The sequence below is a fragment of the Mycobacterium sp. genome (genome assembly GCF_035640695.1).
GTDB lineage: Bacteria > Actinomycetota > Actinomycetes > Mycobacteriales > Mycobacteriaceae > Mycobacterium.
Genome location: NZ_DASQVQ010000116.1, coordinates 1 through 21,106, shown reverse-complemented (window position 1 = coordinate 21,106; position 21,106 = coordinate 1). Strand labels below are relative to the sequence as shown.

Annotated in this window: 24 protein-coding genes and 1 pseudogene; 14 read left to right on the top strand and 11 right to left on the bottom strand. The window is 66.1% G+C overall.

Going from position 1 to position 21,106, the window contains the following annotated elements:
- Positions 1 to 31: 31 nt before the first annotated feature.
- A pseudogene (locus VE759_RS13605) lies at positions 32 to 691 on the bottom strand (carboxymuconolactone decarboxylase family protein); the annotation flags it as partial.
- Positions 692 to 832: 141 nt separating this feature from the next.
- Between VE759_RS13605 and VE759_RS13600 the strand changes: the two are divergent.
- Entirely contained in the window at positions 833 to 976 is a 144-nt protein-coding gene (locus tag VE759_RS13600; RefSeq protein ID WP_324933132.1) for a hypothetical protein, read from the top strand.
- A gap of 10 nt (positions 977 to 986) precedes the next feature.
- Here the strand turns inward: VE759_RS13600 and VE759_RS13595 are convergent, their stop codons facing one another.
- Genes VE759_RS13595 through sdhC form a run of 4 tightly spaced genes read right to left on the bottom strand, consistent with a single transcriptional unit; the run spans position 987 to position 4,391 of the window.
- A complete protein-coding gene (locus tag VE759_RS13595) occupies positions 987 to 1,763 on the bottom strand; it encodes a succinate dehydrogenase iron-sulfur subunit (RefSeq protein ID WP_324933129.1) in 777 nt (258 codons plus the stop codon).
- The gene (gene sdhA, locus VE759_RS13590; protein ID WP_324933127.1) at positions 1,763 to 3,517 is read right to left on the bottom strand and encodes a succinate dehydrogenase flavoprotein subunit; all 1,755 of its coding nucleotides are present in this window, start codon (positions 3,515 to 3,517) and stop codon (positions 1,763 to 1,765) included. The genes VE759_RS13595 and sdhA overlap by 1 nt, the downstream gene beginning before the upstream one ends.
- 2 nt (positions 3,518 to 3,519) lie before the next feature.
- Positions 3,520 to 3,981, bottom strand: coding sequence for a succinate dehydrogenase hydrophobic membrane anchor subunit (locus VE759_RS13585; protein WP_324933125.1), 462 nt, complete (start codon positions 3,979 to 3,981; stop codon positions 3,520 to 3,522).
- Positions 3,978 to 4,391, bottom strand: a complete 414-nt coding sequence (gene sdhC / locus VE759_RS13580) for a succinate dehydrogenase, cytochrome b556 subunit (RefSeq protein ID WP_324933122.1) — start codon at positions 4,389 to 4,391, stop codon at positions 3,978 to 3,980. The genes VE759_RS13585 and sdhC overlap by 4 nt, the downstream gene beginning before the upstream one ends.
- Positions 4,392 to 4,572: 181 nt before the next feature.
- Here sdhC and VE759_RS13575 point away from each other — a divergent pair, with 181 nt between their 5' ends.
- Genes VE759_RS13575 through VE759_RS13565 form a run of 3 tightly spaced genes read left to right on the top strand, consistent with a single transcriptional unit; the run spans position 4,573 to position 7,348 of the window.
- Entirely contained in the window at positions 4,573 to 4,980 is a 408-nt protein-coding gene (locus VE759_RS13575) for a cytidine deaminase (RefSeq protein ID WP_324933119.1), read from the top strand.
- On the top strand, positions 4,977 to 6,263 hold the full coding sequence (locus VE759_RS13570) for a thymidine phosphorylase (protein WP_324933116.1): 1,287 nt from the start codon (positions 4,977 to 4,979) through the stop codon (positions 6,261 to 6,263). The genes VE759_RS13575 and VE759_RS13570 overlap by 4 nt, the downstream gene beginning before the upstream one ends.
- Positions 6,260 to 7,348: an adenosine deaminase gene (locus tag VE759_RS13565; RefSeq protein ID WP_324933113.1), complete on the top strand. Its 1,089-nt coding sequence runs from the start codon at positions 6,260 to 6,262 to the stop codon at positions 7,346 to 7,348. Before VE759_RS13570 ends, VE759_RS13565 begins: the two co-directional genes overlap by 4 nt.
- Before the next feature lie 47 nt (positions 7,349 to 7,395).
- Here VE759_RS13565 and VE759_RS22930 read toward each other — a convergent pair whose 3' ends face one another.
- On the bottom strand, positions 7,396 to 7,602 hold the full coding sequence (locus VE759_RS22930) for a hypothetical protein (RefSeq protein ID WP_414687911.1): 207 nt from the start codon (positions 7,600 to 7,602) through the stop codon (positions 7,396 to 7,398).
- 62 nt (positions 7,603 to 7,664) lie between these two features.
- Here VE759_RS22930 and VE759_RS13555 point away from each other — a divergent pair, with 62 nt between their 5' ends.
- Positions 7,665 to 8,012 (top strand): extradiol dioxygenase, encoded by a 348-nt coding sequence (locus VE759_RS13555; RefSeq protein WP_324933111.1) that lies wholly within the window; start codon positions 7,665 to 7,667, stop codon positions 8,010 to 8,012.
- On the opposite strand, the gene VE759_RS13550 is transcribed toward VE759_RS13555, so the two are convergent.
- Positions 8,009 to 9,343: an MFS transporter gene (locus tag VE759_RS13550; protein ID WP_324933109.1), complete on the bottom strand. Its 1,335-nt coding sequence runs from the start codon at positions 9,341 to 9,343 to the stop codon at positions 8,009 to 8,011. The genes VE759_RS13555 and VE759_RS13550 overlap by 4 nt on opposite strands.
- Before the next feature lie 80 nt (positions 9,344 to 9,423).
- On the opposite strand from VE759_RS13550, the gene VE759_RS13545 reads away from it, so the two are divergent.
- Complete coding sequence (locus VE759_RS13545) at positions 9,424 to 9,972, top strand: hypothetical protein (RefSeq protein WP_324933107.1); 549 nt, start codon at positions 9,424 to 9,426, stop codon at positions 9,970 to 9,972.
- Positions 9,973 to 9,980: 8 nt separating this feature from the next.
- Here the strand turns inward: VE759_RS13545 and VE759_RS13540 are convergent, their stop codons facing one another.
- Entirely contained in the window at positions 9,981 to 11,300 is a 1,320-nt protein-coding gene (locus VE759_RS13540) for a primosomal protein (RefSeq protein ID WP_324933104.1), read from the bottom strand.
- 103 nt (positions 11,301 to 11,403) lie between these two features.
- Between VE759_RS13540 and VE759_RS13535 the strand changes: the two genes are divergently transcribed.
- The 7 genes from VE759_RS13535 (at position 11,404) to VE759_RS13505 (ending at position 18,748) form a co-directional block, all read left to right on the top strand.
- Positions 11,404 to 11,829 carry a hypothetical protein gene (locus VE759_RS13535; RefSeq protein WP_324933101.1) on the top strand — a complete coding sequence of 142 codons (426 nt, stop codon included), beginning with the start codon at positions 11,404 to 11,406 and terminating at the stop codon, positions 11,827 to 11,829.
- 424 nt (positions 11,830 to 12,253) lie between these two features.
- Positions 12,254 to 13,396 (top strand): FAD-dependent monooxygenase, encoded by a 1,143-nt coding sequence (locus tag VE759_RS13530; protein ID WP_324933098.1) that lies wholly within the window; start codon positions 12,254 to 12,256, stop codon positions 13,394 to 13,396.
- A gap of 24 nt (positions 13,397 to 13,420) precedes the next feature.
- Positions 13,421 to 13,657: a hypothetical protein gene (locus VE759_RS13525; RefSeq protein WP_324933095.1), complete on the top strand. Its 237-nt coding sequence runs from the start codon at positions 13,421 to 13,423 to the stop codon at positions 13,655 to 13,657.
- An 83-nt stretch (positions 13,658 to 13,740) separates the two neighbouring features.
- Positions 13,741 to 15,330 (top strand): gamma-glutamyltransferase family protein, encoded by a 1,590-nt coding sequence (locus tag VE759_RS13520; protein ID WP_324933092.1) that lies wholly within the window; start codon positions 13,741 to 13,743, stop codon positions 15,328 to 15,330.
- 214 nt (positions 15,331 to 15,544) lie between these two features.
- Positions 15,545 to 16,267, top strand: a complete 723-nt coding sequence (locus VE759_RS13515) for a hypothetical protein (protein ID WP_324933088.1) — start codon at positions 15,545 to 15,547, stop codon at positions 16,265 to 16,267.
- 52 nt (positions 16,268 to 16,319) lie between these two features.
- Positions 16,320 to 17,741 (top strand): cytochrome ubiquinol oxidase subunit I, encoded by a 1,422-nt coding sequence (locus VE759_RS13510; protein WP_324933085.1) that lies wholly within the window; start codon positions 16,320 to 16,322, stop codon positions 17,739 to 17,741.
- Positions 17,738 to 18,748 carry a cytochrome d ubiquinol oxidase subunit II gene (locus VE759_RS13505; RefSeq protein WP_324933082.1) on the top strand — a complete coding sequence of 337 codons (1,011 nt, stop codon included), beginning with the start codon at positions 17,738 to 17,740 and terminating at the stop codon, positions 18,746 to 18,748. Before VE759_RS13510 ends, VE759_RS13505 begins: the two co-directional genes overlap by 4 nt.
- Before the next feature lie 188 nt (positions 18,749 to 18,936).
- Here VE759_RS13505 and VE759_RS13500 read toward each other — a convergent pair whose 3' ends face one another.
- The gene (locus VE759_RS13500) at positions 18,937 to 19,140 is read right to left on the bottom strand and encodes a hypothetical protein (protein WP_324933079.1); all 204 of its coding nucleotides are present in this window, start codon (positions 19,138 to 19,140) and stop codon (positions 18,937 to 18,939) included.
- Between VE759_RS13500 and VE759_RS22925 the strand changes: the two genes are divergently transcribed.
- Complete coding sequence (locus VE759_RS22925; RefSeq protein ID WP_414687912.1) at positions 19,051 to 19,281, top strand: carboxymuconolactone decarboxylase family protein; 231 nt, start codon at positions 19,051 to 19,053, stop codon at positions 19,279 to 19,281. The genes VE759_RS13500 and VE759_RS22925 overlap by 90 nt on opposite strands.
- Before the next feature lie 155 nt (positions 19,282 to 19,436).
- Here VE759_RS22925 and VE759_RS13495 read toward each other — a convergent pair whose 3' ends face one another.
- Both VE759_RS13495 and VE759_RS13490 read right to left on the bottom strand, forming a co-directional pair.
- Positions 19,437 to 20,138 carry a response regulator transcription factor gene (locus VE759_RS13495; protein WP_324933076.1) on the bottom strand — a complete coding sequence of 234 codons (702 nt, stop codon included), beginning with the start codon at positions 20,136 to 20,138 and terminating at the stop codon, positions 19,437 to 19,439.
- A gap of 234 nt (positions 20,139 to 20,372) precedes the next feature.
- Positions 20,373 to 20,786: a response regulator gene (locus VE759_RS13490; protein ID WP_324933073.1), complete on the bottom strand. Its 414-nt coding sequence runs from the start codon at positions 20,784 to 20,786 to the stop codon at positions 20,373 to 20,375.
- Positions 20,787 to 21,106: the final 320 nt, after the last annotated feature.

Sequence of the window (21,106 nt, the reverse complement as noted above, 5' to 3'; positions counted from 1 at the left end):
GCCAACCCCGACAAGTTCACCGGCTCGCCGCTCAGGCTGGATTCTCTCCCCCTGCCCTTCGGGCGGGTGGTACCCCCACGCGCGAGCGCTCGTCGACGTCCCCGGTAACCCACGGAACCCGGCACGCGTCACCGGAATTGAAGCCCTGCTCGGTGATGCCGAGCGCCGAGTACATGCGCGCGCGCATATTCTCCACGCCGACCTGGTAGGTCAGCTCGATGACGCCGTCGTCGCCGAAGCGCTGGCGCAAGTCCGCTACCTGTTCATCGGTGACGGTGTGCGGGTCGGTCGTCATCGCGTTGGCGTAGGCGATCGCGGCGCGCTCGTCGTCGGTGTAGCGCCGTGACGTCGCGTAGTTGTCGATCTCCTTGAGCCGGTCCACGTCGAGCCCGTCGAGGCGCTGCAGCATCGAACCGAAGTCGACGCACCACGAGCAGCCGACGGTGCGGGCGGTCCAGAACACCGCCAGCTCGCGGACGCTGGCGGGCAGCTTCTTGGACCCGGATTGCAGCAGCGTTTCGTGCACGGCGTTGGCCACCAGCAGGCGCGGGTGGTGCGCCGCCACGGCGAACGGCTCGGGCACCTCGCCGAACCGGCGCTTGGCGATGCGGTAAAAGACCTTCGTCAGCAGATTCGCCTGCTTCGGAGCGACGGGTGCGATGCGGGTTTTCTGTGTCATATCGGATAGACGAGACAGCCCCGCGAGGTGTGACGGCGGCGGCAAGTTTCCAGCTGTCGGGCAGGCTCGAATGGGGGTCAGCCGTAGCGACACCGGCTTGCTAGCGCGCAATGATCGGCATATAGCCCCATACGAGCAGCAAAGGACGACATCATGAAATCAGCGATCAAGTACATCGCGCCGTGGGTAGCCGCAGCCGCGATCGGTGGGGCAATCGCCCTGGCGCCCATCGCCAACGCCGAGCCCGATCCAAACGTGCCTTATGGCACTAACGTCGACAGCGGCTTGCCGTTCTGACGCACTGCGCTCAGCGCGCGAACATCAGTGCGCGCTTGACCTCTTGGATCGCCTGGGTCACCTGGATACCGCGCGGGCATGACTCGGTGCAGTTGAACGTCGTGCGGCAGCGCCACACCCCGTCGACCTCGTTGAGGATGTCCAGCCGCTCGGCGGCACCCTCGTCGCGGCTGTCGAAGATGAACCGGTGGGCGTTGACGATCGCCGCCGGGCCGAAGTAGCTGCCCTCCGTCCAATAGATCGGACAGCTCGTCGTGCAGCACGCGCACAGGATGCACTTTGTGGTGTCGTCGTAGCGGGCGCGGTCGGTCGGGCTCTGAATGCGTTCGCGCGTAGGCGGATTGCCGCTGGTGATCAGGTACGGCTTGACCGCACGGTAAGCGTCGAAGAACGGCTCCATGTCCACCACGAGGTCCTTCTCGACCGGTAGCCCGCGGATCGGCTCGATGCTGATGGTGAGTGGCTTGCCGGGTTTCTTGGGCAACAGGTCGCGCATCAACACCTTGCACGCCAGCCGGTTCACGCCGTTGATGCGCATCGCGTCGGAGCCGCAGACCCCGTGCGCGCAGGACCGGCGGAACGTCAGCGTGCCGTCCAGATACCACTTGACGTAGTGCAGCAGGTTGAGCAGCCGGTCGGTGGGCAGGCACGGGACGCGAAAGCTCTGCCACCCGGCGGCGTCGGGATTCTCGGGGTTGAACCGCGCGATCTTCAGCGTCACCATCACTGCGCCCTCCGGCACGGGCGGCAGCGCATCCTTGCTCTGCACCTCAGGTGTGATGGTCATCAGTACTTGCGCTCCATCGGTTCGTACCGCGTCTGCACCACCGGCTTGTAGTCCAGCCTGATATCGCTCAGCAGGTCGGTGCCTTCCTTGTACGCCATGGTGTGGCGCATGTAGTTGGTGTCGTCGCGGTTCGGGTAATCCTCGCGAGCGTGCCCGCCGCGGGATTCCTTGCGGTTCAACGCCCCGACCACGGTCACTTCGGCGAGCTCGAGCAGGAAGCCCAGCTCGATCGCCTCGAGAAGATCGCTGTTATAACGTTTGCCCTTGTCGTGCACCGAGATTCGGGCGTAGCGCTCCTTGAGTGCGTGGATGTCGGTGAGCGCCTGCTTCAGCGTCTCCTCCGTGCGGAACACCGCGGCGTTGTTGTCCATCGACTGCTGCAGGGCGCTGCGGATGTCGGCGACACGCTCGTTGCCGTGTTCGGAGAGGATGTCGCCGACCCAGCCGACCACCATCCCCGCGGGGTCCGGCGGCAGCGCGACGTGGTCGTGGCCCAGTGCGTAGTTCGCCGCGGCGATGCCCGCGCGGCGGCCAAAAACATTGATGTCCAACAACGAATTGGTCCCGAGCCGATTAGCGCCGTGCACCGACACGCAGGCGCACTCGCCCGCGGCGTACAGTCCGGGCACCACGTTGGTGTTGTCGCGCAGCACCTGTCCGTTGATCGTCGTCGGGATGCCGCCCATGACGTAGTGGCACGTCGGGTACACCGGGACGAGTTCCTTGACTGGATCCACACCGAGGTAGGTGCGCGCGAATTCGGTGATGTCGGGCAGCTTCGCCGCGAGCACGTCCTCACCGAGATGGCGCACGTCGATGTAGACATAGTCCTTGTGCGGGCCGGCGCCGCGTCCCTCGAGAACCTCGCGGACCATCGAGCGGGCGACGATGTCGCGCGGTGCGAGGTCGACGATCGTCGGCGCGTAGCGCTCCATGAAGCGCTCGCCCTCGCCGTTGAGCAGCCGGCCGCCCTCGCCGCGCACCGCTTCCGAGATCAGGATGCCGAGGCCGGCCAGTCCCGTTGGGTGGAACTGATGAAACTCCATGTCCTCTAACGGAAGCCCCTTGCGGAAGACGATGCCGATGCCGTCACCGGTCAGCGTGTGCGCGTTCGAGGTGGTCTTGTACATCCGGCCCGAGCCACCGGTGCCGATCACCACGGCCTTGGCGTGGAACACGTGAATGTCGCCGCTGGCGAATTCGTACGCGACCACTCCGGTGGCCACTTGCCCGCCCGGGGTTTCGGTCAATGCCAGGTCGAGCACATAGAACTCGTTGAAGAACTCGACGTCGTGCTTTACGCAGTTCTGGTACAGCGTCTGCAGAATCATGTGGCCGGTGCGGTCGGCGGCATAGCATGCGCGGCGCACCGGTGCCTTGCCGTGATCGCGGGTGTGCCCGCCGAAGCGGCGCTGGTCGATGCGGCCCTCCGGGGTGCGGTTGAACGGCATGCCCATCTTCTCGAGGTCGAGCACCGCGTCGATGGCTTCCTTGCACATGATCTCGACCGCGTCCTGATCGGCCAGGTAGTCGCCGCCCTTGACGGTGTCGAAGGTGTGCCACTCCCAGTTGTCGTCCTCGACATTGGCCAGCGCCGCGCACATCCCGCCCTGGGCCGCGCCGGTGTGGCTGCGGGTCGGATACAACTTGGTCAGCACCGCGGTGCGCACCCGAGGTCCGGCCTCCACCGCGGCGCGCATCCCGGCCCCGCCCGCGCCGACGATCACCACGTCGTATCTATGTTCGTGAATCATCGCTAGCCCCCGATGTTCGCGTCGAACGTCAGCAGCACGTACGTGCCGAGCACCAGCGTGAAGATCATCGACAACGCCAGCAGCGAGTTCAGCCAGAACCGGGTGGCGTCCCTGCGGGCGTAGTCGTCGATGATCACCCGCAGCCCGTTGCCGCCGTGCAACTGCGCCAGCCACAGCAGCAGCAGATCCCAGATCTGCCAGAACGGCGACGCCCACCGCTGCGCGACGTAGTTGAAGTCGATGCGATATACACCGTTGTCCCACATCAGCATCACGAACAGGTGGCCGATAGCCAGGATCACCAGCACGATGCCGGAGAACCGCATGAACAGCCACGCGTACTTCTCGAAGTTCGGCATGCCGCCGCGCCGCCGCGGTGCCCGCGGGTTGTCCAGGCTGGCCGGACGGTCGTGGCTGCGCTGCAGCACCGGCGCCGGCCAGCCGCGCGAGCTCGGGGCGCTCATAGGAATCGCTCCGCCATGTGGATCGCCAGCACCGCGGTGGCCGGCACCATGACCGCGAACCAGACGACGCCGACCACCCACAGCATCAGCCGCTGATGGCGCGGGCCCTGCGACCAGAAGTCGATCAGGATGATCCGGACGCCGTTGAGCGCGTGATACAGCACCGCCGCGATCAGGCCCAGTTCCATCAGCCCGACGATCGGTGTCTTATAGGTCTCGACGACCTGGTTGTAGGCCTGCGGGCTGACCCGCACCAGCGCAGTGTCGAGCACGTGGACGAACAGGAAGAAGAAAATGGCCGCGCCGGAGATGCGGTGCAGGACCCAGGACCACATGCCGGGATCGCCGCGGTACAGGGTGGTGCGGCGTGGCGGCTGCTCGGCCGCCCGCGTCGGTGTCGGCGTGCTCATACTGCCTCCAACGCCGTTGGTGATCAGACGGGTGGACTCTATGCCCACTTATATCTACAGAATCACCGCCGCGGCGCGGCCGAAACCGCCGCAACCGGCAGAATTAGGGTGCTGCGGCCCGCGCGGCCGCCGCCGGGCCACCGCTCTGAATGCATTAAGAACCGACTGGGAAGCCACCTCGATGAACCTTGAGATCGACTGGAAGACCTTGCGCGACAGGGCGATTGCCGCTAGCGCCCATGCGTACGCAAAGTATTCGCGGTTCCCGGTGGGCGCGGCGGCGCTGGCCGATGACGGCCGGATTGTGACCGGCTGCAATGTGGAGAATGTCTCATATGGTCTTGGTCTCTGTGCCGAGTGCGCGGTGGTGTGCGGGCTGCATTCCGGCGGTGGGGGCCGACTGGTCGCGTTGTCGTGTGTCGACGCCGGCGGCGAGCTCCTGATGCCGTGCGGGCGCTGCCGTCAGGTGCTGCTCGAGCACGGCGGGCCGGCGATGCTGGTCGACCACCCGGCGGGGCCGCGCCCACTTGGGGCGTTGCTGCCGGACGCGTTCGGCCCCGACGATCTGGCCCGACGGGATCGGCGGTGAGGTTTGACGCGCCGAGTGTCATCAAGACCAAGCGCGACGGCGGTCGCCTGTCGGCCGATGCGATCGACTGGGTGATTCGCGCCCATACCCGCGGCCACGTGGCCGACGAGCAGATGTCGGCGTTGCTGATGGCGATCTTCCTGCGTGGCATGGACCGCGACGAGATCGCGCACTGGACCGCGGCGATGGTCGACTCCGGCGAGCGGCTTGACTTCACCGATCTGCGCCGCGACGGCAGGCCGCTGGCGTTGGTGGACAAGCACTCCACCGGTGGGGTCGGCGACAAGATCACCATCCCCCTGGTGCCGGTCGTGGTCGCGTGCGGCGGCGCGGTGCCGCAGGCGGCCGGCCGCGGGCTCGGCCACACCGGCGGCACACTCGACAAACTCGAGTCCATTCCCGGTTTCACCGCCGAGCTCTCCAAACATCAAGTGCGCGGGCAGCTTTGCGACGTGGGAGCGGCGATCTTCGCCGCGGGTGAGCTGGCGCCCGCCGACCGCAAGATCTACGCACTGCGCGACGTCACCGGCACCACCGAGTCATTGCCGCTGATCGCCAGCTCGGTGATGAGCAAAAAGATCGCCGAAGGAACGCAAGCGTTGGTGCTCGACTGCAAGGTGGGTTCGGGTGCATTCCTCGACACCGAGGCCGAGGCGCGTGAACTTGCGCAGACGATGGTCGACCTGGGGACCGCCGAGGGGCTGGCCACGCGGGCGCTGCTGACCGACATGAACCGCCCGCTCGGCGCGACGGTCGGCAACTCGGTCGAGGTTCAGGAGTCGCTCGATGTGCTCGCCGGTGGCGGACCGGCCGACGTGGTGCAGCTGACGCTCGCACTGGCCGGCGAAATGCTCGACATGGCGGGCCTCGACGCCCGGAATCCGGCCGACACACTGCGAGACGGCTCGGCGATGGACGCCTTCCGTGCGTTGATCACCGCCCAGGGCGGCGACCTGTCGGTGCCGCTGCCGCACGGCGCGCACGCCGAAACCGTCACCGCGCCGCAGAGCGGCAGAATGGGAGACATCGATGCGATGGCGGTGGCGATGGCGGCCTGGCGGCTCGGTGCCGGCCGGGCGCGACCCGGCGAACGTGTGCAGCCGGGCGCCGGGGTGCGCATCCATCGTCGGCCGGGTGAACCGGTAGCGGCGGGGCAGCCCGTCTTCACGTTGTACACCGACACCCCCGATCGTCTCGGCGCGGCGCTGGACGCGCTGGACGGCGGCTGGCGGATCGGTGAGCCGACGCCCCGTCCGCTGATCATCGATCGGATCACGCCATGACGACACCGCTGACGTTCGACATGATCCAGCAGGCGCCGAAGGCGCTGCTGCATGACCACCTCGACGGCGGTCTGCGGCCGGCCACCGTGCTCGAACTGGCCGACCAATTCGGCTATGGCGAGCTGCCGGCCACCGACGAGGAGTCGCTCGCAAAGTGGTTTCGCACCTCCGCGCACAGCGGCTCGCTGGAGCGCTACCTCGAGCCGTTTGCGCACACGGTCGGCGTCATGCAGACCGCCTCGGCGCTGTACCGGGTGGCCTATGAGTGCGTCGAAGACCTGGCCGACGACAACGTGGTCTACGCCGAGGTGCGGTTCGCACCAGAGCTGCACATCGACGGCGGGTTGTCGCTCGACGAAGTCGTCGACGCGGTGCTGGCCGGGTTCGCCGACGGCGAGAAGGCCTGCAACGCCGGTGCCCGCACGATCGTGGTGCGCTGCCTGGTGACCGCGATGCGCCACGCCGCGCGGTCACTGGAGATCGCGGAGCTGGCGATCCGGTTCCGCGACAAGGGCGTGGTCGGCTTCGACATCGCCGGGGCAGAGGCCGGTTACCCGCCGACCCGTCACCTCGACGCGTTCGAGTACATGCGAGAACACAACGGCCGCTTCACGATTCACGCCGGCGAGGCGTTCGGGCTGCCGTCCATCCACGAGGCCATCGCGTTCTGCGGCGCCGACCGGCTCGGCCACGGCGTGCGCATCGTCGACGACATCGAGGTGCAACCCGACGGCTCCGCCAAGCTGGGCCGGGTGGCCGCGATCGTGCGCGACAAGCGGATTCCGCTGGAGCAGTGTCCCAGCTCCAACGTCCAAACCGGCGCCGTCGACAGCATCGCAGAGCACCCGTTCGACCTGCTGGCCAGGCTGCGGTTCCGGGTGACGGTCAACACCGACAACAGGCTGATGAGCGACACCACGATGAGTCAGGAGATGCTGCGCCTGGTCGAGGCTTTCGGTTACGGGTGGAGCGATCTGCAACGCTTCACGATCAATGCGATGAAGTCGGCGTTCATCTCGTTCGACGAGCGGCTTGCGGTGATCGACGAGGTGATCAAGCCGCGGTTTGCGGTGCTGATCGGCTAGGCGCATTACGCCGCCGCCCCACGGCGCCTCGCCCGCCTCACGCCGCCTCACGGCGCCTCGCCGAGTGTGCGGTTTCGTGCGAGACACGCCGCTGCGGCGTACGAAACCGCACACTCGGCGAGCGGCGCGAATTCGCCCGCGGCCATTGGTGACCCGATCACCGCCGGCACCGGCCCGCTGCCGCGGATCTCGTAGTGCAGGTGTGCGCCCGGGACGTCGAGGGTATGCGAGGTGTGCGTCGTCGGCATGGTCATGTCGATGCAGACCACTGCCGTCCATCGAAATCATTGCAGCGTATGAAGCATGGAGGAGTTTCATGATCTCCGGCGCCCACATCATCATCTACAGCAACGACGCCGAGGCCGACCGTGCGTTCTTCCGCGACGTGTTGGCCTACCCGAACGTCGACGCCGGGGACGGGTGGTTGATCTTCAAGCTGCCACCCGCTGAGGTCGCGGTTCATCCGACCGACGGCGAGCAGTTGCACGAGCTGTACCTGATGTGCGAGGACCTCGACGCCGCCATCGATGAGCTCGCCGACAAGGGCATCAGCTGCACCGCGGTGACCGACGAGGGCTGGGGACTCCTGACCACGATCCGGCTGCCCGGTGGCGGCGAACTCGGTATGTACCAGCCGCGCCACGAGTGGGCGACCGACCTCTAAGTGCCGGCGCGGCTGTAGGTGGCCGCGTCCTCTATGTTCGCGCGGGACCGGTCGGGCAGGGCGACAGCGCACGCGACGGTGATGACCGCAGCCACAACGATGTAGACCGAGATCGAGTACGGCGTCCCCGTTTCGTGTAAGAGCCACGTCGCCATCAGCGGCGCGGGTCCGCCGGCGAACACCGACGCGAGCTGATAGCCCAGCCCGGCGCCGCCGTAGCGCAGGTGCGTCGGGAAGCTTTCGCCGATCAGCGCAGCCTGCGGCCCGTACATCATCGAGTGCACGATCAGCGACAGCACGATCGCGATGAAGATCGACACCCGCCCGCCATAGGTCAGCACGTAGAAGTATGGGAATGCAGCCAGCCCCGCCACTACGGCTCCGGTCAGATAGATACGTTTGCGGCCAACGCGATCTGACAGGTGCGAGAACAGCGGGATCGTCACCAGCTCGATCGCGGCGCCCACCAACACCGCGGTGAGGACGAACGTCTTGCTGTAGTGATGGCGCTGCACGACGTAGATCAGCACGAAGGTGGTGAACAGGTAGAACGGCAGCTGCTCGGCAAAGCGCAGCCCCGCCGACAACAGGATTTCGCGCCAGTGGCGGCGGCACACCTCCATGACCGGCGTCGACGCGGTCTTCCCCGCGTCGACCAGCTTGGTGAACATCGGCGTCTCGAGGATCTTCAGCCGAATCACCAGGCCGACCGCGACCAGTATCAGGCTGGCCAGGAACGGCACCCGCCAGCCCCAGGAATTGAACGCGGCGGGCGACAACGTAGCGGAAAGCAGCGTCATGCCGCCGGTGCCGAGCACCAGCCCGACCGGGACGCCGATCTGGGCGAAACTGCCGAGCAGTCCGCGCCTGTCCTGGTCGCCCCATTCCATCGCGAGTAGCACCGACCCGCTCCACTCGCCGCCGATCGCGATGCCCTGCAGCAGCCGCAGCGTCACCAGGATCAGCGGCGCCGCTAAACCGATGGTCGCGGTTCCGGGCAGGATGCCGACAACCGCGGACGAGATGCCCATCACCAGCAGCGTGACGATCAGCGTGGTCTTGCGGCCGATCCGATCGCCCCAGTGCCCGAAGATCGCAGCCCCCACCGGGCGCGCGGCGAACCCGACGAAGTACGTCGCGAACGACTGCATCGCACCCGCATACGCGCTGGATGCCGGGAAGAACAGGTGCGGAAAGACCAGCGCCGCGGCGGTGTTGTAGAGAAAGAAGTCGTACCACTCGATGGTCGTGCCGACCGCGCTCGCCATTGCGGCGCGCCGCACCTGTGTCCGCTGGGATGCCTGCTGCGGCCCCACATTATCGGTTTGCATACCGATTGATCATTGTCTACTGACGCCATCGTGCGGCCAAAATGGCGCAAGCGGTGTCAATTCCGGGTGAGAATCTTCGTGTGGTCGTCGTGCCGGCGTGGATATGGCGGTACCGTCCGGTTCTGCGGGCGGGGATTCTCGGGCTCGTCGCGGGGATATTCCTGGCTGCATTGGCTTTTGCCGATTCCGGGCTGTGGCTGGGCGCGGTGGTCGTTTTCGTCGTCCTGACCCTGTCGTACGGCATCTTGATGGGTCGCCGGATGGCCAAGTATTGGCCAGGGGCCAAGGAGCTGGCCGGTGCGGACCGGGTGGCTGTGGTTCGCGCGGCCCGGCGCGGCGAGAAGATCGGCGAGCCTCGACTGGCACCGGCTGTTATCGGCTACAGCGACGGGCTGCGCGCGGCATACGAGCAAGCACGCCCGCATTGGTGGCTGATGTGGGTCGTAGCCGCCGCCGCATTGATCTTCGCGGTGGTCGATTGCTTCACGTCGCCCCTGAGCAGCGTGGTGGTGTCGTGGCTGTTTGTTGCGTTCCTGGTCGTCGAGGTGTGGTGGTGGCCAAGGGAGCAGGTACGCCTGGTGGCCAATGCGGAGCGAGCGGCGAAAATGGCCGAGCGCCAAGTCCTTTAGCGATGCCGCTATTCGCGTCGCAACCGTGACTCCAGGAAGGTCTCCAACGCCTCCCACTGCTCGACAGCCCCGGCATACGGCGGGTTGGGCTTGCGCACGGTGTCGGGTGCGAGCACATGGGCGACCAGCCGGCCCAGTTCCTTGTCCGCGTCCAGCAAGTCCTCGACGGTGTCGTCCTCGGCATATTCGCCGACGTCCCTGAGCAATTCGACGGCAAGCTCCAGCTGCTCGCGGTCCAGCGCATCCGGGCCCTCGGAGAGGTCGTCGGCGATTCCGGTGAGCACGTACACGTTGTCCTCGCTGACGTCGACCCGCAATGAGCCGTCGGTGGCCGCGGTGCGGATGTCGTCGTAGGTGGCAAGGTCGGATAGGTCGTGGTCGTGCTCGTCGGCGAGATAGCGCGCCAGCGCGCCGCCCGACCCGAACACGCTGACGCGCCCGTTGCGGCCCAAGAAGATTGGTTCGTCGTCGAGATAGCAGCGCAGCGTGTAGAGCGTGCCGCCGCTGGTGATCATCCGCACCGGGTCGATGCCGACCTTGAGCCAGAAGTTTTCGTCACTGCCCAGCACCACCGAGTGGTTGTGGCCGACGGCCGCTTCGTCCCGGTCGGCTTCGTCGTCCCGGTCGGCTTCCTCGTCGCGGGCGGCGTCCGCGTCATCGGCGTGGTCCGCGGACTCCTCGGCTTCGTCTTGGTCGAGGTCGTCGGCGGGTTCGTCGAGCTCGTTCTCCTCGGCGGCCAACAGCTCCGCCTCGGCCTGTTCGGCCAGCTTGCTGTCCACCTCGGGCCTGCTGATGATTTCCTCGATGGCGTCGACGACGTTGTCCCAGCCCTTGCCGATGATCGTGCCGATCTCATGCCAGCGCTTCAGCCCGGTCTTGCCGGTGAAGTACTCGGCCCCGCCCGAGAGCGTGCCCAGCGCCGGGTTGCCGTTGAAGAACTTGCTGACCGCGGCAAGCTCGCACACCGAGCCGATGGACGCGGCGATGCTCAGCGACCCGTGCACGGCCTCCACCGACTCCTCGGTCGGATCCTCGGCCAGCAGGTCGAACACGCCGATCATGTCGTAGCGGTTCTCCTGCTTGGGCTCCAGCGCGGGCGCCGGCGCCGCGGTCAGGGCCTTCCACGAGGGATGGTCGGCGAGGTCGTTGTTGGTGTTGGTGCGGACGAACGCCACCAGGTCCGGCACCGACTCGAACCCGTAAAGGTCCTCGTCCTTGCCGAGGAACGCCTCCCACTCGTCGCCCTCGTCGCGCCAGCGCGGAGCCCACAGGGTGTACAGGTCGCCGTCGGTCAACTCGAGTTTGATCGGCACGATGTCTGCAGCCACGCCGGACAGCCTAACCGGGCCGATCCGGCCGCTGATCTGGTCGGGTTTACCGAGGGGGGCGGACGGCAACACCCGAGGTATGCGTGAGAGAAATCCACGAGTAATGACGGTTGCCGGGATAATCGCCACCGCAGTGCTTGCGGCGGCCCTGGTGATGCCTGCGGTACGCCAGTTCGGCTCGTCAGACGCCTGGCTGGGCGTGGTGATCATGCTGGTTCCCACCGTGGCGTTACTGACTGTAACCGGCTTTGCCCACTACGGATGGTGGCGCAGCCTCGCCGTGGCGGCCGCGGTCATGGTGGTGACCAGCGTGGTCACCTTCGTGATCGCTGTGTTCACCGTTGCGTCGGCGCTCAGCGAATCCGGCACCAACAATGCGTCGGCCACCAGCATGATTCTCGGGATCGCGGTGTTCGCCGCACCGTTTGTGCTGGTGCTGGTCCTCGGCCTGCTGGCACTGCGGTTGGTACCGGGCCGGCAAACGGACGCCGGCGTCGAACCGGAGCGGGTCAGCACAGGCGAGCCGTAGCCCGCACGCCGACACGGCCCGGCGGCGGCTGAAGTCCGACCTGTTCGGCAGTAGGTCGACGCCGCGTCGCCGTACGCGCCATGACCAGATCGCCACCTGGATGGCGTGAAATCGGCCTGAGAAATCGGCCTGAGAAACCGGCCCGAGAAATCGGCCTGAGAAATGACCGCCGTCCCTCCGGCGAGTTCGGCAGCCAGCTGCCGCCGGCGCGTTGTGGCGACCTACCGGTTGCCCGTAATGCCGAGTGGGTGCTGCTCGTAATGCCGAGTGGGTGCTGGCTGCAATAGTCATTGGGAATTCGCCCGACGCGTCGCCAACCGCGCGGCAAGAGTCCCGCCAGCAGGAATCCCGTGATGGGCGTCAGCGGTGATGCTGCGGCGCATCAGGGCCGCGATGCTGGAATCACAACACTGGAAGGTGCTCGATGGCGGTACTGCGGGTGGTCATCATCGGCGGCGGAATCGGCGGCCTGTCTGCCGCGGTGGCGCTTCGGTCGATAGGGGCACAGGTAGCTGTGTTCGAGCAGGCCCACCAGCTCAGTGAGGTGGGGGCCGGGATTGGTGTGCAGCCCAACAGCCAACGCGTTCTTCACCGGCTCGGCCTGCTCCAGGCAGTCGGCCGCATTGCGGCTCCGCTGAATGCATTTCGGTTTTGCGCTCCGGACGGAACGGTGCTGTCGTCGGAAACGTTTCCGGCCGACACCGCGCTGCTCGCGGTGCACCGAGCGGATCTGGTGGCCGTGCTGGCCGCGGCCTTGCCGCCCGGCGTTGTGCACACGGCGCATCGATGCACGACGTTCACGCAAGACAACGGGTCGGCGGTGGTCGGCTTCGACACCGGAGAAGTCGTCGAAGCCGATGCCGTGATTGCCGCCGACGGAATTCATTCGGTGCTGCAGCGCCACGTCGTCGAACCGACCGATCCGGTGTTTTCCGGCACCGTTGCCTATCGCGGGCTGATTCCGGCCACGCGGGTGCCCGACTGGCCGCAATCTCTGGTCGTGTGGGGTGGCGGTGGCAAGCATCTGCTTGCCTTCCCGGTGCGGAGCGGGGAACTGATCAACTTCGTCGGCTTCGTACCCGCAGATGATCAGATGCGCGAATCGTGGACCGCCCCCGGCGATCCTGCCGCGCTGGCGGCCGAGTTCGCCGACTGGAACCCACCGGCTCGCCGCTTGCTTGCACAGGTCGACACCACGTTTAAGTGGGGGCTGTACGACCGTGAGCCGCTGACACGCTGGACAAACGGCCGGTTGGCGCTACTCGGCGACGCGGCCCATCCCATGCTGCCGCACCTGGGCCAGGGCGCCAACCAGGCCATTGAGGACGCGATGGCATTGGCGACGCTGTTGCGCGATACCTCCGCCGCCGAGGTGCCGCCAGCTTTGGTGCAGTACCAGACGTTACGGCGCGAGCGCACCGCACGCATTCAGCAGCTCTCCCGGTCGAACGGCGTCCGGTTTGACTCAGGATCGGCCACGCATCTCACCCGCCCGTGGGTGCAGGGCTATGACGTCGAATCCGACGCCATCGCCGTCCGCCAACGGCGCATTGACGCGTACCTGTGAATTGGAAATAGAAAGGGAAATGTTATGACAATTCGATTCGGCTATCTGATTGCCGCAGGCGCTGCCGCGGCAATCCTTAGTGCGCCGACGGCTTCGGCCGCCAGCGCCGGCCAGGCCTGCACTGACGTCGGCAGCAGCGGCACCGAATGCTCCAGCCCGGGCAATGTGCAGATCAACGACGCACCGCCGGTTGTGGATCCGGGTGTCAGTGGCGTGTACCCCGGACCGTATGCGGTGCCATGGGACGAGGGCAGCCGGTAAAACGAAGGCGTGCCAGCACACCGCCGGTTGCGCCAAGGAACGATGCCGGAATGATGCCGGAATGATCCAGGAATGATGCCGGAATGAACCCGAATTACCCGTTTTCCTGGGAGTTTCCGTATGCGTGGCCGCGCAAACCGGTGCTGGCCCAGAACGTGGTGGCCACCTCACAACCGCTCGCCGCGCAGGCAGGCCTGCGAATGCTGCTCGACGGCGGCAACGCCGTCGACGCCATCGTCGCCACGGCGATCACACTGACGCTTGTGGAACCGGTGTCCAATGGCATCGGCTCAGACGCGTTCGCGATCGTCTGGGACGGCACGCAATTGCATGGGCTGAACGCGTCGGGCCGCTCGCCGGGCGCGTGGACACCGGAATACTTCGGCGGCAAGGGCGTTCCGCCGGTTGGCTGGAACTCGGTGACGGTGCCGGGCGCGGTGTCGGCGTGGGTCGACCTGCACACTCGGTTCGGCAAACTTCCGTTTCAGCGGCTGTTCGAGCCTGCAATAGCATACGGTCGCGGCGGCTTTCCGGTCTCGCCGACGATCGCTTCGCAATGGGCCGAGCAGTCCTCGTTGCTCAAGCCTCAACCCGGCTTCGCCGAGGCGTTCCTGCCGGGCGGTCGCGCGCCGAAGGCCGGTGAGCGATTCAAATTTCCCGACCATGCGGCGACGCTGGAGAAGATTGCGGCGACCAACGGCGCGGCGTTCTACCGCGGAGAACTCGCAGCGGCAATCGAACGGCACGCGAAAGCCAACGGGGGCGCCATGCTCTCCAGCGACCTGGCCGCTCACCATGCCGACTGGGTCGACACGATGGATTTGGATTATCGCGGCTACACCATCCACGAGATGCCGCCGAATGGGCAGGGGATAGTTGCGCTCATCGCGCTTGGCATCCTCGAGCACTTCGACATGGCCGCGCTGCCAGTGGATTCCGCCGCTAGCGTGCACCTACAGATCGAGGCGCTGAAGCTCGCGTTCGCCGACGCGGAGGCTTACGTTGCCGACATCGACCACATGCCGCTGCGCCCCGAACGGCTACTCGACAAGGCATACCTGAAAGACCGCGCGAAGCTCATAGACCCTAAGCACGCGAAGCCGGCAGCGGCCGGAACACCCAAAGGCGACACGGTGTACCTCACCGCCGGCGACGCCGCCGGGATGATGGTGTCGATGATCCAGTCGAACTACATGGGCTTCGGCTCCGGCGTGGTGGTGCCGGGCACCGGGATTTCCCTGCAGAACCGCGGCGCGTATTTCGTTGCGACGGACCGGCATCCGAATCAAGTCGGGCCGAACAAGCGGCCGTATCACACGATCATCCCGGGCTTCATGACGAAGGACGGCGCGCCGGTCATGAGCTTCGGCGTCATGGGTGGGACGATGCAGCCGCAGGGCCATGTGCAGCTGGTTGTGCGCATCGCCGATTACGGCCAGCACCCGCAGACGGCCTGCGACGGCCCCCGTTTCCGATGGGTGCAAGGCATGCGGGTGAGCGTGGAGAGCGGTTTTTCGTCGGCGACGCTGGGGGAGCTGCGTCAGCGCGGCCACGAGCTCGTCACGGTCGATGACTACAACCAATTCGGCAGCTGCCAGGCGATCTGGCGACAGGAGGACGCCTATGTCGCGGCGAGCGATCCCCGTCGCGACGGCCAGGCCGTCGGATTTTGAGGCTCCTGCAGCTAGCACCTATACGTGCGGTGGGGTTGGCCGGTAGTGGGGTTGGGTGTCAGTGTTGACGACATTCCGAATCCGCCAAGGGATTCTGAGACTGTTGGCTTCGGCAAGTTCACGACATCCGTCATTAGTCGTGGAAAGCGCGTTGGCAGCGGTTGGCACGGCGATCACTGTCGATGCCAATCGCAGACACTGTGGAGGACTGCGCATGACCGTCACCCGGACGACGATGGATCCGGAAACGCGACGACATGCCCGCGCCAAGCGGCCGGTGCGTTGGGCCACAACGGAACACGTGGTGTACCGCTACAACCCCGGGGCCACCCCTTGCTTCAGCTTTCATTCGCTACCGCATGGCTGCATCGGGGTTGCCGATACCCTCAACGATGCGCGGACGTCCTATCGATCCTGCATGACCAGCCTTTTGGCCCTCAGCCGCCGCGAGTTGCCGCCGGTAGCCGAGCACTTGGAAGCCGTCGTGGCCGGAATGTGGGTACGCGCCAAAATCGGTGCGGTACATCGCGCTCCGCACAGCGATCGAATGTTTTTGCAAATCCTGCTGTCCGAAGGGCACGGCCAGGCGGAGCTGCGTGCACACGTCGAGGATGCGACGACCACAGGGGCCGGGCCGGTGGTGGTGATCGTCGAACCCGACGACACCATGGGGCTCGTGCTGGATCAGATGAGGGCGGCCGACGCGCTGCTTGTCGTTCATTCAGATCCCCGAACCGTATTGGGCTGGGTGACTGTCTACGGCCCGGACGCCAGCGGCGCCGGTGACGCATTTCACCTCGCCAACCACGCCGGGTTCCGTCAATTGTCGATCAACGAGATAACGCGGGCCTACGCCGGCGCCGGCCTGCGAGATGTACGCCTGCCCCGTCAACTATTCAGCGATGCCCGCTCAGCCGCCGGCAGCTGTACGTGTTAGCCCGATCCAGCGATACTAAGGCGCGGGACAATCGATATTAAGGCGCGGGACAATGACGCGTTTCGGTGAGTCGGCGCTGACTCTGGCCGCGGGTGCACCGCCGGGCTTGCTTCCGGCGCGCGAACAGATGGCGCTGTCGTTGGGCTTTCACATAGTGCTGGCGTGTTTCGGGGTGGCGTTCCCGACGATGATCTTTCTGATGCACCGCCGCGGGATCGTGCACAACGACCCGACGGCGCTGCGGCTGGCCAGGCGGTGGGCGAAGACGGCTGCAGTGCTATTTGCTATCGGCGCGGTGTCGGGGACCGTGCTGAGTTTCGAGATGGGCCTGTTGTGGCCCGGGCTCATGGGCCGGTTCGGCGACGTGCTGGGCGTGCCGTTCGCGTTGGAAGGACTGTCGTTCTTCGTCGAGGCGATCTTCCTCGGCATTTATCTCTATGGGTGGGATCGCATGCGGCCGCGGCTGCATTTGGCGTCGATCGTTCCGATGGGCATCGCCGGCGTCGTGGGGACATTTTGTGTGGTGTCAGTCAACGCCTGGATGAACAACCCCACCGGATTCGCGATCCGCCACGGCCCGGGCGGGATCACTGTCACCGACGTCAACCCGTGGCGGGCGATGTTCAACGACGGGGTATGGCTGCAGTTCTTGCACATGTGGCTCGGCGCGTTCATCGTTGTGGGTCTGCTGGTGTCCGGCGTGTATGCCGCCGGTATGCTGCGTGGTCGCACCGACGCCCACCATCGCACGGGATTCGCCATCCCGTTCCTCCTCGCCAGCATTGCCGTAATCATTCAACCGCTCGTCGGGCATGTGCTGGGCTTGCAGGCCGGCGCCCGCCAGCCGTCCAAGCTTGCGGCCTTCGAGCTCAATCCGACCACCGAGCCCGGGCCCGCACCGGAAAAGCTCGGCGGGGTTCTGATCGACGGCCACGTCCGGTGGGCGTTGCCCATTCCGCGGATCGGGTCGTTCATCGCCCGCGGCTCGTTTGACGCGCCGGTTCCCGGCCTAGACACCGTTCCCCGATCCGACTGGCCACCGGTCAACATCACGCACTGGGCTTTTCAGATCATGGTCGGAATCGGCCTGCTGCTCGCGCTGGTGGCGGTGGTGTTCTGGCTGGCCCGCTGGCGCGGTCGCGACCTGCTGGCCAACGGCTGGTTTCTCCGGTTTTCGGTGATCGCCGGTCCACTGGCGATCGTTGCGCTGGAATTGGGTTGGGTGGCAACAGAAGTCGGGCGTCAACCGTGGACGGTGTGGCAGGCGTTGCGCACCACCGATGCGGCAAGCATGAGCACCGGTTTGTGGTGGAGTTACACCGGCGTGTTGATCATCTATGTCGGCATGGCCGTCGGCGCATATGTTGTGCTGCGGTCGATGGCGCGGCGGTGGCGCGCCGGCGAGGAGGACCTGCCCAGCCCCTACGCTCCGGAAGTTTTCGCCGAGAATGCACGGCCGGAGCCGGTGCAATGACGCTGGCCGCTGTCGTCGCCGCCGCCATGTTCATCGGGGTGATCGCCTATGCGCTGCTCGCCGGAGCGGACTTCGGGTCTGGCTTCTACGATTTGACCGCCGGCGGAGGCCGAACCGGTGCGGAATTGAGGACGCTGATTGACCACAGCATCGGGCCGGTGTGGGAAGCCAATCACGTCTGGCTGATCTACGTTCTGGTGATGTGGTGGACCGGCTTTCCGGCCGCCTTCGCCGCGGCGACCACCACGCTGTTCATCCCATTGATCCTGGCACTGGCCGGAATTGTGCTGCGCGGCGCCAACTTCGCGTTCCGCAAATACGCCGCCACCTACGCCGAGGCGAGGTTGTTCGGCGCCATCTTTGCGGGTTCGTCGCTCATCACGCCGTTTTTCTTCGGCACGGTGGCCGGCGCTATCGCCTCGGGCCGCGTGCCGGCCGGCGGATACGGCGACCGAGTCGGTTCATGGGTCAACCCGACATCGCTGGTCGGCGGGTTCCTCGCGGTCACCACTTGCGTCTTCCTGGCCGGAGTGTTCTTGACCGCCGATGCCGCCCGGACCAGCAACCCCGAGCTGGCCGAACGCTTGCGCGCCCGGACTCTCGCGGTGGGGGTTCTCGGCGGGGCCATCGTGTTCGCGGGCCTCTATCCGATCCTTCACGACGCGCGCACGCTCAGCCACGGCCTGCTGCATGCCGCGTTGCCGCTGCTGGTGATCTCCGCGCTTGCCGGTGCCATCACGCTGCTTCTGCTTTACCGCCGAAGCTATTCGATCGCACGGTTTTTCGCGGCCGCGGCCGTGGCTGCGGTGGTGGCCGGCTGGGGTGTCGGACAGTACCCGTGGATGCTGGTCGATCAGCTGACGATCAACGACGCTGCCGGCGCCAGGGCTACCCTCGCGGCATTGCTCGTCGTCGTCGCACTGGCCGTGGTGATCGTGCTACCGGCACTGGTTTACCTGCTGCGACTCACCCAAGATTGGAGCCGAGCCCGGGCAACGCCGAAGTGACAGCAAGCATCGGCCGACCGCCGCGGCCATCCGCGCTGCGTGGTCGGGCGTTGCCGCTGATCAACGTGTCGCTGCCGGAACCCGCCGCGCGTAACCGCCGTTTCCGTCAACGCGGTGTCTGGTTGCGAATATGGTGAGCAACGGTCGTCACTGACGACTCGACGTGTTAGGGGGCTCCGATGGAACGATCATCGCCGGCTGATCTGTCCGAGAATCCTGCGGTCGCGATGCCGCCGACGCCACAGCACGTCGCGAGTGACTACCCCGACGTTTGGGCCGCGCTTCAGCAACTTGGCGCTGCGGTGGGCGAGGCGGGGCCACTTGATGTACGCACCAAGAGGCTTGTCCATCTCGCACTCGCGATCGGCGCCGACTCGCATGGTGCCGTCCATTCGCACGCTCGTCGAGGCTTGGCTGAAGGGCTCTCGGCCGCTGAACTGGAGCATGTCGCATTACTGGCAGTGACGACACTGGGATGGCCCCAGGCCGTCAAGGGGATCACCTGGATTAGAGACGTGACCTCAGGCGCATAAGGCCCAGACTGTCTGCCGTCCGGACGGACGAGATGTGCCCGGCGGTCGACACGCCGCAGGCTCAGCCCGCGGTCCACACGCCGCATCATCAGCGTCAGTTGCCATGCATCCGCACAAGCACTCCTTCTGATACCAACGTCCTCCGCGACGTACTGCTAACGCGCCTCCAGGAAGGTGATAACCGCCCGGACCCGGCGGTGATCGTCGTCGGCTTCGGGCAGGTTGAGCTTGGTGAGGATGCTGCGCACATGCTTTTCGACGGTGCCCTCGGTGACCCACAGCCGTCGTGCGATCCCGGCGTTGGAGCGCCCTTCGGCCATCAGCGCAAGCACCTCCTGTTCACGCGTACTAAGCACGGCCAGCGGGTCGTCGCGGCGGCTCCCCGACACCAGATCCGTCACTACTTCCGGGTCCACCACCGAGCCGCCTTTGGCGATGCGCTGCAGGTTGTCGACGAAATCGGCCACGTCCGTGACTCGGCTCTTGAGCAGATACCCGACCCCTTGTCCGCTGGCCAGGAGTTCAATCGCATGTTCCACCTCGACGTGCGCGGACAACACCAAGATGCCGATGTCGGGCAGCTCCGCACGGATCAGCCGGGCCGCGTCAAGCCCTTCGGTGGTCTTGGTCGGCGGCATGCGGATGTCGACCACCACGAGGTCGGGTTTCAAAGCACGCACCCGGGACAGCAGTTCGGCGCCGTCGCCGGCCTGGCCGATGACGTCGAAGCCGGAGCGGCTAAGCAGACTGGCCAAGCCTTCACGCAGCAGGACATCGTCATCCGCCACGATCACCCGCAGCGCCGGGACCGCCGATTCCGCGCCGGTGCCACGGTCGCTACCGATGTCAACCTGCATATGAATCGCGTCCTTCCGGCTCGCGCGTTGCCACGCTGGCACTATCTTGCACCCGCAAAGCGCGCGGCGAGGGTAGGTCAGTGCAGTTTACGGCCGGTTGTTATACCGGCATCGCCGCCGTCGTCCCCGCGGAGCAGGCCGTGTTGCGCACCACCTTACGTTCCATCGCCGTAACCTAGGCATGGATATCGTTGCACCACAAGACTTTCGAACAATTGATAACAGTGCCGACCCTCATCCCGATACCGGATCCGAGTCTTGCTGCGCGACGCGCTCAGCGAGCAGATTGCGAATGGCACCCGCTGACAAAGCCTCTTTCGGGACGAATCCCACTGCCGGGCTCTCTGCTATCAAGTCAGCGAACTCGTCCGGCGCGTGGGTGGAGGTCAGTATCACCGCCGACTGCGACGAAGAGTCGCCGCGGTCCAGTTGCCGGGCAAGGTGGAATCCGCTTTCGGCGCCTAGATACACGTCAACCAGAACGACATCGGGGCGGTGTTCGGGCACGCATTGCAGTGCCTCGGCGATCGTCGAGGCCGCCCCAACGACGGCGAAGCCGTCCCGATTGAGGAGCGCGGTGGCGGCCTGCAGGAAGTCGTGGCTGTCGTCGACGATGACGCAGCGCAGCGGCGCAGCCGACGAGCGCATGATTCCAATATGCCAGCTAGCCAGCATTGAAGCATTCCCGCTACTTGCAATGTGTGTATACCGGCTAGCAGGTATTGACACCGCACCCGCGGCGACCTGGTCGCCTGGGGACAAGACAGCAGCCGCCGATGTCGATGTCGGCGGCTGCTGTCGATTGGCCTCCACGTCAGACCACCACGTCAGGCAACGATGTTTTTGTCGTGCCAGTTGGCGATGGTGTCTGGGTCGTATCCGAGCTGGGTGAGTACTTCGTCGGTGTGCTCGCCGAGCAGGGGTGCGCCGGTGATGGCCGGTTCGAAGGCGGAGAATTTGATCGGGCT

Bases quoted from the DNA above. Each gene is read 5' to 3' on its own strand.
- VE759_RS13585 (WP_324933125.1), bottom strand. From the start codon at position 3,981: ATGAGCGCCCCGAGCTCGCGCGGCTGGCCGGCGCCGGTGCTGCAGCGC.
- VE759_RS13595 (WP_324933129.1), bottom strand. From the start codon at position 1,763: ATGACCATCACACCTGAGGTGCAGAGCAAGGATGCGCTGCCGCCCGTG.
- VE759_RS13525 (WP_324933095.1), top strand. From the start codon at position 13,421: ATGACAATTCGATTCGGCTATCTGATTGCCGCAGGCGCTGCCGCGGCA.
- VE759_RS13550 (WP_324933109.1), bottom strand. From the start codon at position 9,343: ATGCAAACCGATAATGTGGGGCCGCAGCAGGCATCCCAGCGGACACAG.
- VE759_RS13490 (WP_324933073.1), bottom strand. From the start codon at position 20,786: ATGCGCTCGTCGGCTGCGCCGCTGCGCTGCGTCATCGTCGACGACAGC.
- VE759_RS13565 (WP_324933113.1), top strand. From the start codon at position 6,260: ATGACGACACCGCTGACGTTCGACATGATCCAGCAGGCGCCGAAGGCG.
- VE759_RS13520 (WP_324933092.1), top strand. From the start codon at position 13,741: ATGAACCCGAATTACCCGTTTTCCTGGGAGTTTCCGTATGCGTGGCCG.
- VE759_RS13555 (WP_324933111.1), top strand. From the start codon at position 7,665: ATGATCTCCGGCGCCCACATCATCATCTACAGCAACGACGCCGAGGCC.
- VE759_RS13495 (WP_324933076.1), bottom strand. From the start codon at position 20,138: ATGCAGGTTGACATCGGTAGCGACCGTGGCACCGGCGCGGAATCGGCG.
- VE759_RS13535 (WP_324933101.1), top strand. From the start codon at position 11,404: ATGACGGTTGCCGGGATAATCGCCACCGCAGTGCTTGCGGCGGCCCTG.
- sdhA (WP_324933127.1), bottom strand. From the start codon at position 3,517: ATGATTCACGAACATAGATACGACGTGGTGATCGTCGGCGCGGGCGGG.
- VE759_RS13500 (WP_324933079.1), bottom strand. From the start codon at position 19,140: ATGGACGGCACCATGCGAGTCGGCGCCGATCGCGAGTGCGAGATGGAC.
- VE759_RS13510 (WP_324933085.1), top strand. From the start codon at position 16,320: ATGACGCGTTTCGGTGAGTCGGCGCTGACTCTGGCCGCGGGTGCACCG.
- VE759_RS13575 (WP_324933119.1), top strand. From the start codon at position 4,573: ATGAACCTTGAGATCGACTGGAAGACCTTGCGCGACAGGGCGATTGCC.
- VE759_RS13530 (WP_324933098.1), top strand. From the start codon at position 12,254: ATGGCGGTACTGCGGGTGGTCATCATCGGCGGCGGAATCGGCGGCCTG.
- sdhC (WP_324933122.1), bottom strand. From the start codon at position 4,391: ATGAGCACGCCGACACCGACGCGGGCGGCCGAGCAGCCGCCACGCCGC.
- VE759_RS13505 (WP_324933082.1), top strand. From the start codon at position 17,738: ATGACGCTGGCCGCTGTCGTCGCCGCCGCCATGTTCATCGGGGTGATC.
- VE759_RS22930 (WP_414687911.1), bottom strand. From the start codon at position 7,602: ATGACCATGCCGACGACGCACACCTCGCATACCCTCGACGTCCCGGGC.
- VE759_RS13600 (WP_324933132.1), top strand. From the start codon at position 833: ATGAAATCAGCGATCAAGTACATCGCGCCGTGGGTAGCCGCAGCCGCG.
- VE759_RS13515 (WP_324933088.1), top strand. From the start codon at position 15,545: ATGACCGTCACCCGGACGACGATGGATCCGGAAACGCGACGACATGCC.